Source organism: Spirosoma sordidisoli (assembly GCF_004138325.1).
GTDB classification, from domain to species: Bacteria; Bacteroidota; Bacteroidia; order Cytophagales; family Spirosomataceae; genus Spirosoma; species Spirosoma sordidisoli.
Window position 1 is genome coordinate 42,096 of record NZ_SBLB01000014.1, and the last position, 16,968, is coordinate 59,063.

7 protein-coding genes are annotated in these 16,968 nt (G+C 53.9%); 4 read left to right on the top strand and 3 right to left on the bottom strand.

Annotated elements, in window-relative coordinates; translation table 11 throughout:
• Positions 1-144: 144 nt before the first annotated feature.
• Positions 145-2,226 (bottom strand): heavy metal translocating P-type ATPase, encoded by a 2,082-nt coding sequence (locus EQG79_RS29340; protein WP_129606737.1) that lies wholly within the window; start codon positions 2,224-2,226, stop codon positions 145-147.
• Positions 2,227-2,766: 540 nt separating this feature from the next.
• Here EQG79_RS29340 and EQG79_RS29345 point away from each other — a divergent pair.
• The 4 genes from EQG79_RS29345 to EQG79_RS29360 all read left to right on the top strand — a co-directional run bounded on the left by EQG79_RS29345 (position 2,767) and on the right by EQG79_RS29360 (position 9,437).
• Positions 2,767-3,369 (top strand): helix-turn-helix domain-containing protein, encoded by a 603-nt coding sequence (locus EQG79_RS29345; RefSeq protein WP_129606616.1) that lies wholly within the window; start codon positions 2,767-2,769, stop codon positions 3,367-3,369.
• A 90-nt stretch (positions 3,370-3,459) separates the two neighbouring features.
• Positions 3,460-5,724 (top strand): heavy metal translocating P-type ATPase, encoded by a 2,265-nt coding sequence (locus tag EQG79_RS29350; protein WP_129606618.1) that lies wholly within the window; start codon positions 3,460-3,462, stop codon positions 5,722-5,724.
• A 191-nt stretch (positions 5,725-5,915) separates the two neighbouring features.
• Positions 5,916-6,443 (top strand): DUF305 domain-containing protein, encoded by a 528-nt coding sequence (locus EQG79_RS29355; protein WP_170315674.1) that lies wholly within the window; start codon positions 5,916-5,918, stop codon positions 6,441-6,443.
• A gap of 210 nt (positions 6,444-6,653) precedes the next feature.
• A complete protein-coding gene (locus tag EQG79_RS29360; protein WP_240699512.1) occupies positions 6,654-9,437 on the top strand; it encodes a multicopper oxidase domain-containing protein in 2,784 nt (927 codons plus the stop codon).
• 53 nt (positions 9,438-9,490) lie between these two features.
• On the opposite strand, the gene EQG79_RS31415 is transcribed toward EQG79_RS29360, so the two are convergent.
• Both EQG79_RS31415 and EQG79_RS29370 read right to left on the bottom strand, forming a co-directional pair.
• The gene (locus EQG79_RS31415; RefSeq protein WP_240699513.1) at positions 9,491-10,057 is read right to left on the bottom strand and encodes a hypothetical protein; all 567 of its coding nucleotides are present in this window, start codon (positions 10,055-10,057) and stop codon (positions 9,491-9,493) included.
• A gap of 65 nt (positions 10,058-10,122) precedes the next feature.
• Positions 10,123-16,962, bottom strand: a complete 6,840-nt coding sequence (locus tag EQG79_RS29370) for a polyketide synthase (protein WP_129606621.1) — start codon at positions 16,960-16,962, stop codon at positions 10,123-10,125.
• Positions 16,963-16,968: the final 6 nt, after the last annotated feature.

A 16,968-nucleotide genomic window follows, 5' to 3' on the forward strand; every position in this document is an offset into this window, starting at 1 on the left:
TGCTTACTCGTGATGACCATCCGGTCAAAGAGACCAAATTGGTCCCGGCCCACTGGAAAAAATTAAGGCTCCGTTTGGAAATACGTGCGTCAGGTTTCATAGATCATCCCCGTAGTAATAACTAAACCCAAATGGCGATAACCTCTACGAATTGCTGCTACGCAAACTCCGCTTCAGTAATTGCGCGTTCAGGGCCACGATGACCGTACTGGCACTCATCAGTACAGCCCCAATAGCGGGACTAAGCACGAAATTAGGATACAGCACCCCAGCCGCTAAGGGAATGGCGATAACGTTATAGCCCGTTGCCCAGAATAGGTTCTGAATCATTTTGCGGTACGTGGCCCGGCCAAATTCAACTAAGTTGGTAATGTCAGTGGGTTTGCTATTGACCAAAATAATATCGGCAGTTTCGGCGGCAACATCGGTGCCGGAGCCAACGGCAATACCCACGTTGGCCTGGGCCAATGCCGGGGCATCGTTCACCCCGTCGCCAGTCATGGCTACGAACTGCCCTTTAGCTTGTAAATTTTTCACGATGGTCACTTTCTGGTCGGGCAACACCTCGGCAAAAACGCCATCCAGACCCAGTTCTTTCGCAACGGCATCGGCCACTTTCTGGTTGTCGCCCGTAGCCATATAGACCTTGATGCCCGCCTGCTGCAACCGCTGCACGGCCTCCTTCGAGTCTTCCCGAATTTTGTCAGCCAGGGCTACATACCCGGCCAATTGGTCGTCAATCAGCACGAACACGACCGTTTCGGCTCCGCTGCCGTAGGCATCCTGCGGCTGCTCGATGCCTTTTTCTTTCAAGTAGCCCGGACTTACCACCACCACCTGTCGACCATCTACGGTAGCCGACACGCCCTTACCGGTGATGGACTGGAAGTTTGTGATGGTCGGCATAACCAGGTTTCGCTTTTTGGCTTCGCGGACAATGCCCTGGGCGATGGGGTGCTGTGACTGCTGTTCCAGAGCCGCCACCATGCCCAGAAAACCCGCTTCGTCATCCGTCTTCAGCAGACGAACCCGCGTCACGCCAAACTCGCCTTCCGTGAGCGTACCCGTCTTGTCAAACACCATCGCCGTAATTTTGCGGGCCTCCTCAAACGCCGTGCGATTGCGAATCAGCAGGCCCTTTTGAGCCGAAATAGCCGTTGAGATGGCGACTACCAGCGGAATAGCAACCCCCAGCGCGTGGGGGCAGGCCGTAACCATGACCGTGACCATCCGTTCGACGGCGAACGAAACTTCTTTGCCGCTCACCAACCAGATAACCAGTGTCAGCAACCCCACTGACAGCGAAATCAGCGTCAACCACCCGGCAGCGCGGTCGGCCAGCGTCTGGGTCTGCGACTTGGCACGCTGTGCTTCTTCGACCATTTTAACGACCTTGTTGAGGTAGCTATCTTCACCTTTGTGCGTGACCCGAATTTTGAGCGAGCCTTCGCCATTAACGGCCCCGGCAATGACTGTGTCATTTATCGCTTTCTGCACGGGTACACTTTCACCCGTCAGCATACTTTCATTGACGGCACTATCTCCCTCAACAACGGCCCCATCAGTGGGAATGCGTTCGCCCGGCCGCACCAGCACGACGTCACCCGGATTCAGGGTATTCACGTTTACGTCGGTGATGGTGCTACCAGCCACTTTGTGGGCATCGGAGGGCAGCATTTGTACAATCAATTCCAACGAATGGGATGCCCCAGCCACCGACTTCATCTCTAAGTAATGACCCAGCAGCATGATGTCGATCAGCGTCGCCAGTTCCCAAAAGAAGTCCATTCCCTGTAGCCACCCGAACGAGACGGCTACACTGTAGGCATAAGCGGCTGTGATGGCCACGGCGACCAGGGTCATCATTCCAGGTTGCCGGGTACGTAATTCGCCCACCATACCCGTTAGAAACGGCCATCCACCATATACGTAGATGACCGTTGCCAGCACCACAACGAGCGGTTCGCGGTACGGAAAATCAAGTTGATAACCCACCAACTCCTGAAACATCATCGACAGGGCGACCACCGGCACCGACAAAATCAGGCAAATCCAGAACCGGCGCAAAAAGTCGGCAATCATGGCTCCGTGGTCATGCCCTCCCGATCCGTGTCCCATTTTACTGTGATCCATGCCTGCGTGGCTCATTTGGCTATGATCCATCTTACTGTGATCCATAGACCCGTATTCCATGCCAACGCCACCTTGATGGTTATTGGGATTCATGGTTCCGCTGTGCCCGTCGTGGCCGATGTGTTGCAGGGCTTGCTGTTCAGCCGGGGCTTCCTCATCGCCGGTCTTTTTCGGGAGCGTAACGGGATGCGAAGTCATACCCTGTTCTGTATGATGCGCCGAGTCTTTGGCTTCCATGACATGAAATGCCCCAACTTGTGAGATAATACGTTGTATGTCGGATACAGACGGGTGTTCTTCTACCGTCAGCACCGCTTCTGGCGGATCAACCGTAACCACAACGGCCAGCATTCCGGCCTGTTGACCAAGTGCTTTCTCTACCGCTTGTGCTTGTTCGGCAGTGGTTAATCCATGGAGCCTATATCGGTGCTGATGGCGCATAGCGGGAGAGGTTTGTTGTGTCAGGCTAACCCTAAATAGTGCGTTCCGGTTTATTGATTCCCTCAATCTGAACCACTTCCAAAAATTTTGTAACAAGCGTAAGGCAATCTTGCAAGTAAAACCAGGCCATCTCGAATAGCTTTGCTGCCTTTATTGTTGTTTATACGAAGTGAATGAACCGATGTACCCTCTATGATAACGCGTAGCCAGCCTTTACCAACCAACGAAACACCACTCGCGATCCGGGGCATGGTCTGTGCCCGGTGTATGGATGTGGTTCGGCAGGAACTGGAAGACTTGGGCTGGGAAGTAACCCAGATGCGACTGGGGCACGTGCAGGTACGTGGTCAGGTATCCCCGGACGAGTTGGCCCGGATTCAGGTCACTTTGGAAAAACAAGGCTTTTCATTGGTGTCGGACGCTAAAGTGACGCTTGTACAACGTATTAAAACCCTCGTTGAGCAGACGCTGAACCGTGATGATTTAAGTGAGCGTAAAATCAGGTTTTCTGATTTTCTCGCTACCGAACTGAGCATGAGTTATGATAAGCTGAGTGCCCTTTTTTCGGCCAGCGAGGGCCAAACGCTCGAACGATACGTGATTGAACGGCGGTTGGATAAGGTCAAAGAACGCTTAGTGTACAGTGATCTGTCACTAAGCGAGATAGCGCATCAGACGGGGTATAGCAGCGTCCCTCATTTGTCGAACCAGTTTAAACGGCTGACAGGTCTCTCCCCGACCTTTTTCCGCACCGTTCGGCGCGATAAACAGGCCCTCCAGCAGCAGACAGGGTAATCAATTTTACAAGCTAAATGGGCAATTGTGTAACGCTTCCGGGGCGAAGCCGAACGAACTTTGCCGTATAAAATCAGTCACCAAAACAGTATGAATACGCCAACTATCGCCCCGGAGAAGCCCGTTCGATCAGCGGGAGCTATCACCCGCCAAACGTTCCCGGTGCTGGAAATGACCTGCGCGGCCTGCGCCGTGAGCGTCGAGTCGATGCTCAACAATACGCCTGGCGTTGCCAAAGCCGCCGTAAATTATGCGAACCAGTCGGCTACCGTCGATTATAATCCAAAGGCCATCACGCCCCAGGGTATGCAACAGGTGCTACAGTCGATTGGCTATGATCTGGTTGTGGATGTGGAAGACCCGCAAGCTGTACAGCAGGAAGCCCAGCAACGGCATTATGAGGCTGTTAAGCAGCGTACCCTCTGGGCAGGTATTCTGTCGGTTCCGGTGGTCATCATCGGTATGTTCTTCATGAATGCACCCTTTGCCAACTATATCATGATGGCTCTTTCAGCCCCGGTGGTGTTCTGGCTGGGTCGGTCGTATTTTATCAACGCCTGGAAACAGGCGCGGCACGGCAAGGCCAATATGGATACGCTCGTAGCCCTATCAACGGGTATTGCCTTTCTGTTCAGCGCATTCAATACGCTCTACCCGGAGTTCTGGCACAGCCGGGGGCTGCATCCACACGTCTATTTTGAAGCGGCTGCGGTGGTTATTGCGTTCATCTCGCTGGGCAAGCTGCTCGAAGAGCGGGCCAAGTCGAATACATCCTCGGCACTGAAGAAACTGATGGGCCTCCAGCCCAAAACGGTTCGGGTTATCGAAGACAATACGGAACGCGACGTGCCGATTGCGTCGGTCAGGGTAGGCCAGTTGCTCCTGGTGCGGCCCGGGGAGAAAATTCCGGTGGACGGCAGGGTTGAATCCGGCCAGTCCTATGTGGATGAAAGTATGATTTCGGGGGAGCCGGTGCCCGTTAACAAGCAGGCGGGCGAAGCGGTCTTTGCCGGTACGATCAATCAGAAAGGCTCATTTCGTTTCCGGGCGGACAAAGTGGGGGGCGATACCATTCTGGCGCAAATTATCCGTATGGTTCAGGAAGCCCAGGGCAGCAAGGCTCCGGTGCAGAAATTGGTCGATAAAATTGCCGGCATTTTTGTGCCGGTTGTGATTGGTATCGCTCTGTTAACGTTCGCGGCCTGGATGCTTTTCGGGGGTGAGAACGCCTTTACTCATGCCCTGCTGACTTCGGTGACAGTGCTGGTCATCGCCTGTCCCTGTGCATTGGGGCTGGCGACACCTACCGCCATTATGGTTGGGGTAGGCAAGGGAGCCGAAAACAACATACTCATCAAAGACGCGGAAAGTCTGGAACTTGGCTACAAAGTCAACGCGGTCATTCTGGATAAAACAGGCACCATCACCGAGGGGAAACCAACCGTAACGGATCTGGCCTGGCAGGTTAGCGAAGTTGAGGTAGCCCGTTTATCGCCTGTACTCTACGCGCTCGAAGCTCAGTCGGAACATCCTTTGGCTCAGGCCGTTGTTGATCGATTGAAACAGGCGGGTGTCGGGGGCCTTTCCCTTGATGGTTTTGAAAGCCTTACGGGGCAGGGAATAACGGGCCGATATAACGGGCAAACCTACTCGGTTGGCAATCGCCGACTGATAGCCGAGCAGGGCCAGTTAGATCAACTAACAAAAGTGAATGGTCTGGTCAGTCGCTGGCAGGACGAAGCGAAAACGGTCGTTTATTTTGCGGATGAAGCACGCATCCTGGCGATTCTGGCGATTGCCGACCCCGTGAAGCAAACCTCCCGCGAAGCTATTCACACATTACGAAAGCGGGGAATTGCTGTGTACATGATGACCGGCGACAACAAACAAACCGCTCAGGCAGTGGCAAAGGCAGTGGGCGTTAGCGACTACCGGGCCGAGGCCCTGCCCACCGATAAAGCGGCCTTTGTGAAGGAGTTACAGGCGCAGGGTAAGGTCGTTGCGATGATTGGCGACGGTATCAATGATTCGCAGGCACTGGCACAGGCCGACGTAAGCATTGCGATGGGACGGGGGTCAGATATTGCCATGGACGTAGCCAAGATGACGCTCATCACGTCTGACCTGAACAGCGTACCCAAAGCCCTCCAACTCTCGAAGAAAACGGTACAGGCCATTCGGCAAAACCTGTTCTGGGCGTTCATTTATAACCTCATCGGCATTCCGATTGCTGCCGGGCTACTATATCCTATCAACGGATTCCTGCTCAACCCGATGATTGCTGGTGCGGCAATGGCCCTGAGTTCCGTATCTGTCGTGACCAACAGTTTGCGGTTGCGTTCGGCAAAACTGTAAGCAGTTTGGCTGGTTTTAAAGCGGAGCCAATACTATACCCGTAACGACGCGGGGCGGCCCACGGTCCGCCGTTGCGGTGCCGTCCGACCTGATTTCCAAAAGTTTTGCAACAAGTCAGCCAAATCTTATAAACGTCTCCGACATCCAAAGGGGCATCTTATAAGTTATAGTATTACTCAACGAACCAAACTATGGAAGCGCACACGCAACACACGGGACACGCCCAATCTTCTCAAACCGGTCATGCTATGTCCAATCATGGGGCGGCTAACGGGCAACCTTACGGAAAGTTGGCTATCATGGGTGTTCTATCTTTTATTTCCATGTACGTGCTGATGTATTCGATGGTTGATCGGTTTGCCAACGTGATCCCGAACGTCAATCAGTTGTATATGGCGGGCCTGATGACCATGCCAATGCTGATTATCGAAGTCCTGCTGATGTCATCCATGTACATGGACAAACGACGGAATGCACTCGTTATCGCCGTCAGTGCCGTTGCGCTTGTCGGATTCTTTTTGCTGATCCGTCAACAGGGTTTTGTTGGGGACAAAGAATTCGCTAAGTCCATGATTCCGCACCATGCTGCGGCTATTCTGATGGCTAAAGAAGCGAAGCTGACAGACCCTGAGCTGCAAAAGCTTCAGCAGGATATTATCACGGCCCAGGAGAAGGAAATTAAACAAATGAAGGATAAGCTGGCCGAGTTAAATAAATAGTGCGTAACGACTTTGTGGGCCTAAGTCCAAAAGTTTCACAATACCACTGGTCAATCTTACAAGCGGCTCTTCCATCCGGCAGGGCTGCTTTTTGGTTTTATTAATATAGATGCATTTGGTACGACAATGATGAAAAACACTTTTTTTGCGACGTTAAGTCTGCTGATGCTGCTACAAACAGCCAGTTATGGGCAACACCAGCAGCATACGATGTCCGCTGACGATCAGGCAGCCAAGCCACCTGCCAATCCCGACAAATCCAACTTTCCGGTCGTTAAAACATCTCTGCCCGTTTCCCGGCCCCAGGCTCTTGCAAAGGTGAAACCCACCGGTAAGCGGGTCGAATATGATCTCACCATTGATGAGCAGACGGTGAACATTACGGGCAAGCCGAAGAAGGCCATGACTATTAATGGGGGTATTCCCGGCCCGACGATGCGGTTTACCGAAGGCGATGTAGCCGTTATTCGGGTACACAACAAATTAAAAACCGAAACCTCGCTGCACTGGCACGGCATATTACTCCCCAACAAACAGGATGGCGTTTCGTATCTGAATACCCCTCCGATTCATGCGGGTGACACCTATACGTTCGAGTACCCGCTGGTTCAGTCCGGCACGTACTGGTTTCACTCGCACACGCGCTACCAGGAGCAGGTAGGGGTGTACGGCTCCATTGCCATCCAGCCCCAGCAAATTACCCACAAGGTAGATCATGACCTGGTGCTGTTGCTGTCGGATTGGACGAATGAGAATCCGGCGTACATTCTGAAAAACCTGAAACGGCGTAACGAATGGTACTCCATCAAAAAAAACAATGTCCAGTCACTCAACCGCATTATTCAGCACAAGGCGGTGGGTGCGTACCTGCGGCAGTCGATGATGAAGATGGCCCCGATGGATATATCGGATGTGTACTACGACCGGTTCTTAATTAATGGAAAAGACACCGTGCGTTACCCGGAAATCAAAGCGGGCCAAACCGTTCGGCTGCGGGTTATAAACGCCAGTGCATCCACCTATTTTCACGTCAACTACGCCGGTGGCCCTATGAAACTGATTTCCGCCGATGGGCTGGACGTGCAGCCGGTAGACGTTGACCGGCGGCTGATTGCCATTGCCGAGACCTACGATTTTATTGTCACCGTACCGAAAGGCGGAGCTTTTGAAGTGCGGGCCACTGCTCAGGATGGGTCTGGCTACGCAACGGCCTTGCTCGGAAATGGCCCGGCGAAGTACGCTCCGACGGTTCCCCGCCCCGATCTCTACAAGTTAACGGCCAATATGAGCCAAATGGGAGGCATGGGCATGGGTACAATGAATATGGGGAAAACCGACACGACTGCTCAGGCCAACGTGGACATGAACGGCCCCATGATGCACGATAGGCCCGGCATGTCGGGTGGCAACATGAACAAGGCGACGGTCAACCCGGCTAAAGCCGGTAAGGCGGAGTCCGCTATGGGTCAAATGGATCATAGCCAAATGGATATGGGACAGGGTAAACCAGCAAAACCGGCCCCTGCTACGCCTAAAAAGCCCAATTCGATGGCCGGCATGGGCAATATGGCCGGAATGGACCACAGCAAGATGGATATGGGTGCAAAGTCCTCAGCAAAGAGGTCGGCTTCGACAAAAAAGGCTTCTAAGCCAAAGCCAACGAAAGCGGCCGGCTCAATGGCGGGTATGAAGATGGGTGGTATGAACATGGATATGGCCGGCATGAACTCGAGTAAAGACGGCAAAATGGACATGACGGGGATGGACCACGGGCAGATGAATCAATCATCCATGCCCGGTATGGATCATAGTAAAATGTCCATAAAAATGGATTCAATGCCCGCTAAGAAGACAGACAGCAAAAAGCCGGATTCGATGGCTGGCATGGATCACAGCAAGATGAATATGGGTGGCAAGCCCGGCGATATGGCCGGGATGCAGGGAATGAAGCCCGGGGACGGGGGGATGGCCGGCATGAGCATGATGGACGAGCAGAATACCATCGACTATAGCATTCTCAAATCGCCCGAACCCATTGTGTTTCCCACCAACCACCCGATTCGGGAAATTCCGCTGACTCTGACGGGAAATATGTTTCGCTACATCTGGGGCTTCAATGGCCAACCCATGTCGCGGGCGGATATGATCCAGATTCGGCGGGGTGAAATCGTGCGTATCCGCATGATAAACAACACCATGATGATGCACCCCATTCACCTGCACGGGCATTATTTCCGGGTGCTGAACGGGCAGGGGCAGTACTCGCCCCTGAAGCATACGGTTAACGTATCACCCATGGAGAGCGTCACGATTGAGTTTATGGCCGATGATGAGAAAGACTGGTTTTTTCACTGCCACCTGCTCTATCATATGCTCAGTGGCATGGCCCGCGTGGTCAGCTATGGCGACAAACCAGACTCCTCGATTGCCAACATCCAGAAGCAGCACCTGCGCGAAATGCGCGACAATCAGCCGTTTGTCTGGGGTTTCCTGCAACCCGGTTATCCAATCAACTACTTTAATCTGAACGTTTCCAACAACAAAAATGCTATCGTTGCCGGGGGCGATCACGACTGGCGCACGAACCGGTTCGAGTTCGACTTAGACTATGAACGATACCTCGGCGATTGGCTCCGCGTATTTGCCGGGATTGACGGCGGTAATGAAGAGTTTCTGCGCCGGATACGACCCGAAGATGGGATACCCACCGACCGGCGCATCGTCCGGGCTGTGGCCGGTATTCGGTATATGCTGCCGTTTCTGATTCAATCGGAAGTAAAACTCGATACGCGCGGTAACGTCCGGTTCCAGCTCAATGGGCAGCAAATGTTGTTTCCCCGCTTAGATTTCCAGTATCAAACGCAGTGGTTAGTGGGTAGCTACGTGCGGGCGCACGTTGAGTTGCAGTACACCGTCACCAAAAATCTGTTTCTTCATACGGATTACGATACCCGGTACAAAGCCTTTGGCGGTGGATTGGGATACAATTTCTGATCGGACAATCTCCGCTGGTGCCAGGATATACGATCATTTTCCTGCAATAGTATCTATTCCGCAAATAACCCAAGGATAACTCCGACAAAACCAAACAAGGCGACAACAAGGCCCAGAAAGAAAATCGAGCCGGGGGCGGTCAGCATGATGACCACACCGGCAACCAGTAGAATAGCACCCCCGATCAGTTTAATCCAGTTAGCCCTGGCTTTGGTTGTTCCACTGGGGGCCAACTGCCCGCTTTTCTTCTCACCCGTTTTTTTGACCATTACCTTTTCAACCGTATTCAGTCTGTCGGCGGTATAGTTCCCTGAGAGAGTCGCCGTCGCTTGAGTTGAGGTCATCCATGTTTTCACCCGAGCCATATGCTTACTAAACGGTTTGTTCGGAATGAGTTTGTTGTTATTGCGGGCAACGAATTCAAGCTCTGAGGTACTTGTGTCAGCTTTTATAACCGGCCTTATCGATGAGATAATAGCCTGAGTGAGGGGGGGCAGGGAAACTATGTGCGTATTGCGTGTCGTGAGCAGGTTAACAGGTGCCCGTTGAAAATAAGCTACAGGCCGACTACAGGCAGAAAGAGCAGCGATCACAACTAATATACCAAGAGAATTTTTCATAGAAACAGACTATTTTGATTGTTAAACTATTGACAGGTTGCTGGGCAGAGCCTTCCCACCGGTAGCTATTCTTTTGACAAAGTTTCAAGTTGCCGGTATTTTCCGGGTCGGTCCGGGTCTGTTACAAACCACCCAGGATTACCCTGCTGGTCCCGGCCTAGTCTGGCTCCCGGTATGGGCGGGTGATTCGCTTGATTATACACCTGTAGCAGATCAGAAATCAATGGCCCCTTAGGCTGTAAGTATTGAGCCTTCACTAATTCCTGGACACTATCGAGGAAGGCAGCAATGATCTGTTGAATATCGGCTTTGGTATGAGCCTCGGTCATGAAACAGGGGAAACCGTCCCAGATATGAATGCCTTTCTCCCGCATCAGTGTGAACAGGAGTTCGCCGTAGGGTACATCTTCGGTAAACTTCAGTTTCCAGAGTGATCCAAACTGAGCGATCAGCATGGGTAGTTGTTGTTTGATAAAGGCTATATTCAGCGTGTCAGCCAATTGTTTTGCTTTGGCGGTCAAACGCTCCTGAAGCGCGGGACCTTGCTCCCGTAGGTATTGAAGCGACGCATGGGTGGCTGCCAGGGCTAAAGGGTGACGCACAAACGTACCGGCAAAAAACGTGATGTCGGCCTGCGGATACGAGTCGTCACCATACTGCCAGTATCCGCCATCCAGGGCATCCATAAACGCGGCCTTTCCCGCTACCACCCCAATGGGGAGGCCACCCCCTATTACTTTGCCATACGTCGCCAGATCCGCTTTAACACCAAATAGGGCCTGCGCTCCGCCCGGATGCATCCGAAAACCGGTTATCACTTCGTCGAAGACTAAAGCCGTTCCCGAAGCTTCGGTAATGGCCCGCACCTGTTTCAGAAAATCAACGGGCTGAAATTCGGGCCGTCGGCTCTGCACGGGTTCAACCAGCACAGCGGCCAGTTCCGAGGCTCTTTGGCGAATAATTTGCAGACTTTCATCGGTGCCATAGTCCAGAATCAACACGTTCTGGACCGCTTCGGCAGGAATACCCAGGGCCGCCGGATACGATTGGCGATTGGCACTACCCCGGCTGATTACTTCATCGAAAATGCCGTGATACGAGCCAGCAAAGGTAATTACCAGCGAACGCCCCGTTACAGTGCGGGCCATGCGTAGCGCACCCAGCACAGCCTCTGAACCCGTGTTGCACAAAGCCGCCCGGTCGAAGCCGGTAAATTCGCAAATCATTCGGGCAACCGCACCGGCGAGCTTGTGCTGCGGCCCCAGTTCGTAGCCCATCTCGATCTGATCGTGCAGAACCGTTTTCAGCAAGTCAGGCTGATAGCCAAACAGGGTTGACCCAAACCCGTTCAGCGCGTCGATGTATTCATTACCGTCAATGTCCCACAACCGGCTTCCCTTCGACCGTTCTACCACAATCGGATAAACCAACTCCTTAGTCAGCGGCTTGAATCCTGTTACAGCGCGGGGATCAGCCATCCACCGCCGGTTTTCCTGTGCGTAGGCTTTGCTGGCGGCTGTCTTCTGGGTGTAGCGTTGGGTAAGTTTTGCCAAAAACGGTTGCTGCACATCGCTGAGAGAAGTTGCCTGACGTTCGATACGCGCTCCGGCTCCGAACGCCTGTCGGACCGGAGGGGCCTCAGCTACCGGTAGCAACGCTTTTCGGGGTGTTGCGGTAGCCGAAGGCACCGGGTCGGTAACTACCTCCATCGGCTGCGGTGCCGGGTTAACCCGCCCGGTGGGTTGCTGCCGGGCGGCTGACGGCTCCTGACCGCGCAAAACGGCCAGTTGTTCCGCCATAATCTGTAGTTGTCGCTCAAACAGGTCAATGACCGGGTCAGTAGGGTCAGTCTGTCCGGTTGGCCGGTTCGGAAGCGGTTCTGCTGCGTTCGAGGGTGTACGCTGAGGAGCGGTTGGTGATAGGGCGATTGGTAATGGAACGGAGGGCGTTGGCGAAGTAACCGGAGCCGACGGCTGAAACGCACCGGCGGGCAGCTCCCGATCTAAAAAATCAACTAAGGCTTCAATGGAATTGTAGGCACTGTTCAACTGCCGGAACGAAATGGGTAAATCAAACTTCTTGCGAAGGTTATAGGAAAACTGAGTTAGTGCTAAGGAATCAAGCCCCAACTCTAAAAAGTTCAGTGACAATGCCTTGTCATCCAACTGGATGCCTGCCGTGTCGTTCAGTAATTGCCGAACGAGGGTTATCAATTCATTTCGACGCATAATAGGTATGGTAATTGGTTCTTCAACAGGGGGTGGGAGATTTGGTAGTTCCACTACACCAACGTCCGGGTTCTTAAATACCTGCTGGGGTGGGTCCACCCAGCAGCGTGTCCGGTCAAAAGCATACGTGGGCAAGGTTACTTTCTGGTGGGGTTGGCCCGTCTGAAAAGCCGACCAGTTTGGGTTGATCCCTTTAACCCAGAGTTGCCCTAACGCATTCAGTATAGATTCGTACTCGCTTCGGCTGTCTTTAAGCGTATCTAAGCTCATTACCACATCAATCGGTCGCGGCATGGCCTGCTGACGGGCCAGGGTGGCGGTAACACTACCCGGCCCCGCTTCTAATAGGAGTGGGCTTTTCAACGTGAGTACCGTTTCCAACGCATCCGCAAACCGAACGGTAGCCCGCATATGGGTGGCCCAATAACCGGGATTTGTGGCTTCGGCATCGGTGAGCCAGGTACCGCTCACGGTGGATACAATTGTCTTTTGGGGTCGCTGCAACGCTATCTTCCGCACCCTGTTTTCAAATTCACCCACAATTGGTTCCATCATGGCTGAGTGGAAGGCATGGCTGGTTTCGAGAAGCCGGTTGGCAATACCCCTCTCGTTTAACTGTCCAGCAAACAGGGTAACCGCGTCGCTGGGTCCGGCCACCACGCACAACTGACGACTGTTGACCGCTGCCAGCGATAGAGTGGGGGGCAATATGGCCGAAACGGCTTCGGCATCGAGCCGTACCGATAGCATACTTCCTGCTGGCAGATCACTGATTAGTTGGCCACGGACTGCGATCAGGGCCAGTACGTCCGACAAGGTGAAAACCCCGGCCAGATGAGCCGCTACGAACTCACCAATGCTATGGCCACAATAAACTGTTGGCTCGATTCCCCAGCTTTGCCAGAGCCGGGCCAGGGCATATTCCGTTACAAACAACGCGGGCTGGGTGTAGCGCGTGTTTCTAAGCCGGTTGGTTGCGTCCACATCGACGGAATCGGGATAGAGCACCTGCCGAATATCAAGGCCGAGATGAGCGATCAGTTTATCCGCACAGGTGTCAACGGCCTGCCGATACACCGATTCGTTTTCGTATAGTTCCCGGCCCATGTTAAGATACTGCGTCCCCTGACCCGGAAACAGCATGACAAAGGAACCGACCTCGGTGGAGCCGGGTGGTTGTGATGCCGCATTTCCGTCCGAAAAGGCGTTGGTCGTTTGCGGAGTGGCCGGGGCCAATAACGCCTGCATGAGTTCGGGCTGGCTACGAGCCAGTACGAACCGACGGTGAGCAAAAATGGGCTGGCGGTTCTGAAGCGTATAGGCTACATCGGCAATTGTCTGGTCTGGATACTGGCCAAGATGCCCGGCCAGATGAGCCGCATAGGTTGTCAGACTTTGCCGGGATTTGGCCGACCACACTACCAGGTTAACAGATCGCTGCGCGGCTGATGGGCTTACGACCTCGATCTTCCCGGCGGGGTGATATTCCTCCAGCACGACATGAACGTTGGTGCCGCCAACGCCAAATGAACTGACTCCCGCCCGGCGCGGTCCCGATGAGACCCAGTCGCGGTGGGTGTCGTTCACGTAAAAAGGGCTGCCAGCAAAATCAATAATCGGATTGGGTGCGTTGAAACCAAGCGATGCGGGCAGTTGCCGGTGGTGCAGAGCCAGCGTCGTTTTAATCAGCCCCGCCACGCCCGCTGCCGCCGTTAGATGCCCCAGGTTGCTTTTAATGGAACCCAGCGCACAGAACTGTTTTTTCGACACGCCACCGAACGCCATCGTTAGGCCCTCCACTTCGATAGGGTCGCCCAACGGGGTCGCCGTGCCGTGGGCTTCCACATAGCTTATCGTAGAGGGATCAATTTGGGCATCAGCCAGGGCCATTCGGATAGCCCCGGCCTGTCCTTCGGCGTTGGGAGCCGTAAAACTGCCCTTACCGCTCCCGTCGTTGTTAACGCCCACCCCTTTAATGATCCCGTAAATAGTATCGCCATCGCGTTCGGCGGCTGACCGGGCTTTTAGCAGCACCACCCCCGCACCATCACTGAACACGGTTCCGGTAGCACTGGCATCGAACGGCCGGCAATGTCCATCCTGACTCAGCATGGCCCCTTCTTCGTACAGATGCCCACTATAAATGGGTGCCGTAACGCTGGCTCCGCCCGCCAGTGCCAACGCACAATGGCCCAGCCGAATGCTATCGACCGCCTGGGCAACCGCCAGCAGCGAGGTAGAACAGGCCGAATAAACACTAACGGCTGGCCCGCCCAGATTTAGTTGATAAGCCGTTCGGGAGGCTATAAAGTCCTTTTCGTTGACCGTCATGGCCTGAAAACTCCCCACCTGGCGAACGACTTCAGTGTTGGGCAGTACATTGTTGAGGTAGTACGTATTGTTGCCACAACCCGCCCAAACCCCGATGCTTCCCCCGTACTGATTCGGCAAATAACCCGCCTGTTCGAGCGCTTCCCAGGCAATCTCCAGAAAAACGCGCTGTTGCGGGTCCATGACCTCGGCCAGTTTCGGGCTTAGGCCAAAAAAGCCCGCATCAAATTGGTAAGCCTCGGCCAGAATTCCTCTGGCTTTCACGTACTGTGGGTCCCGGATTAAGTCGTCGGGCAATGAAGGATCTAACTCGTCGGGCGTAAAGAAGCGAATCGTTTCCTGACCTGTCCGTAATATTTCCCACAGGGCCTCAACCGTATTGGCGCCCGGAAAACGACCGGCCATGCCAATAATCGCCACATCGTCGGTATCAGCCCGTGCCGCATTTTTTCGACCAGGAGGGAATGAATCCAGGGCTCGCCCGTCCACATAATCGGCCAGGGACCGTACCGTAGGAAACTGATAGAGCTTCGTGACGGGAATCTCGAACCCATAGGTTTTCTTCAGGGCCGCTACGGTGCGGGCCGCCAAGAGTGAGTTACCGCCTGACTCAAAAAAATTATCGGTGACATCCATCCGGTTGAGTGCCAGCACCTCCCGCCAAACAGCCAGCAGCTTTTCCTCGGTGGAATTGCCCGGCATCAGGAATGTGTTTACCAACGAGTCTGCCGATTCAGGATCAGGTAACGCCCGCCGGTCAACCTTGCCGTTAGGGGTCAGCGGAACCAGGTCGATGGAAACCCATACCGCAGGCACCATGTAATCCGGCAGGCGACTATTCAGAAAATGGATGAGGGCCGATTTCTCGAAGGGGCCATCCATGACCACATAGCCCACTAACCGAACGTCGGCATCACCGTAGGTTTTAGCGACGACAACGGCCTGTTTTACGCTGGGATATTGCTGAAGGGTTTGCTCAATTTCGCCCAACTCAATGCGGAATCCCCGAATTTTAACCTGCGCGTCAATACGGCCCAGGTACTCCAGTTCGCCCTGCGGTAACAGCCGCACCAAATCGCCACTGCGGTAAAGCCGGTGGGACACGGGGTGGGTTAGGTCGTCGGTCTGATCCGACAACGGGTTTGGCATAAATCGCTGCGCGGTTAGTTCCGGCTGGTTCAGATAACCCCTCGCCAGTCCCGCGCCACCCACGTATAGCTCACCCGTTTCGCCAACGGCTACCGGTCGTTGCTGTTCGTCCAGGACGTGCGTAGTCAGCGTTGAAATGGACCGACCAATCAGACTACTCGATTGGGCAAGATGTTCTCCCCGGAGGGCCAGGTAGGTTACGTGTACGGTGGTTTCGGTAATGCCGTACATATTGACGAGCTGACAAGTTGGGAATGCCTCTTGCCAGGGGCGAAGTTTTCCCGGATGCAGGGCCTCACCACCAAAAATGACGTATCGAACCGATAACGGAACTGACCGCCCCACAATATGCTCCTGCAATACATAAAACGCGGACGGTGTTTGATTAAGCACCGTGACGCGGTGCGTAGCAAGCAACGCGCCATACAGGTGAGCGTCTTTGGCGATGTGCTTAGGCACGATAATAAGCCGCCCCCCAAACAGCAACGCGCCGTACATTTCCCAGACGGAGAAATCGAAACAGAACGAGTGAAACATCGTCCAGACATCCCGTTCGCTGAAATCAAAAAGCGACGCGTTCATCTTCATTAGACTGACTACATTGGCGTGTTCGATCATTACGCCCTTTGGTCTGCCCGTCGATCCTGATGTGTAGATGATATAGGCTAACTGGCGGGGTGTCGGTGGCTCTGATACAGCTTCAATGAATTCACTGTTAATGACCGATGCATCCCGATCAAGGCACACGAGGGTTCGGGTCGCTGGTTGCTTCAATCCCTCGGTCGGATGGGCTGGTTCGGCTTCCAGTTTGGGGCGCGCAATGCCATCGGTAACAACTACCGTTGCGTTCAAATCAGCAAGGATATACTCGATTCGGTCAGCCGGATAATCCGGGTCAATGGGTACGTAAGCTCCCCCCGCTTTAAGAATTCCCAATAGCCCCACAATCATGGCGATGGAACGGTCCAGGCAAATAGGAACCAGGGTTTCCGGCTTTACGCCCTGTTTTCGGAGGTAGTGCGCCAACTGGTTCGATTGCTGGTCCAGTTCAGCGTAGGTTAGTTGGCTGTCAGCACACACGACGGCCACTTGATCGGGTGTCTGGCGGGCCTGATCCACAAATAGGTCAACTAATGTTTTGTCCGTTGGGTACAGCGGTTCGGCCAGATTCGGTGAGGCTTGAGTCGGTTTGTTCATGTTCAA

What these genes read in the sequence shown, in the direction of transcription:
- EQG79_RS29340 (WP_129606737.1), bottom strand. Translation starts at nt 2,226, where the DNA reads ATGAATCCCAATAACCATCAAGGTGGCGTTGGCATGGAATACGGGTCT.
- EQG79_RS29345 (WP_129606616.1), top strand. Translation starts at nt 2,767, where the DNA reads ATGATAACGCGTAGCCAGCCTTTACCAACCAACGAAACACCACTCGCG.
- EQG79_RS29350 (WP_129606618.1), top strand. Translation starts at nt 3,460, where the DNA reads ATGAATACGCCAACTATCGCCCCGGAGAAGCCCGTTCGATCAGCGGGA.
- EQG79_RS29355 (WP_170315674.1), top strand. Translation starts at nt 5,916, where the DNA reads ATGGAAGCGCACACGCAACACACGGGACACGCCCAATCTTCTCAAACC.
- EQG79_RS29360 (WP_240699512.1), top strand. Translation starts at nt 6,654, where the DNA reads ATGTCCGCTGACGATCAGGCAGCCAAGCCACCTGCCAATCCCGACAAA.
- EQG79_RS31415 (WP_240699513.1), bottom strand. Translation starts at nt 10,057, where the DNA reads ATGAAAAATTCTCTTGGTATATTAGTTGTGATCGCTGCTCTTTCTGCC.
- EQG79_RS29370 (WP_129606621.1), bottom strand. Translation starts at nt 16,962, where the DNA reads ATGAACAAACCGACTCAAGCCTCACCGAATCTGGCCGAACCGCTGTAC.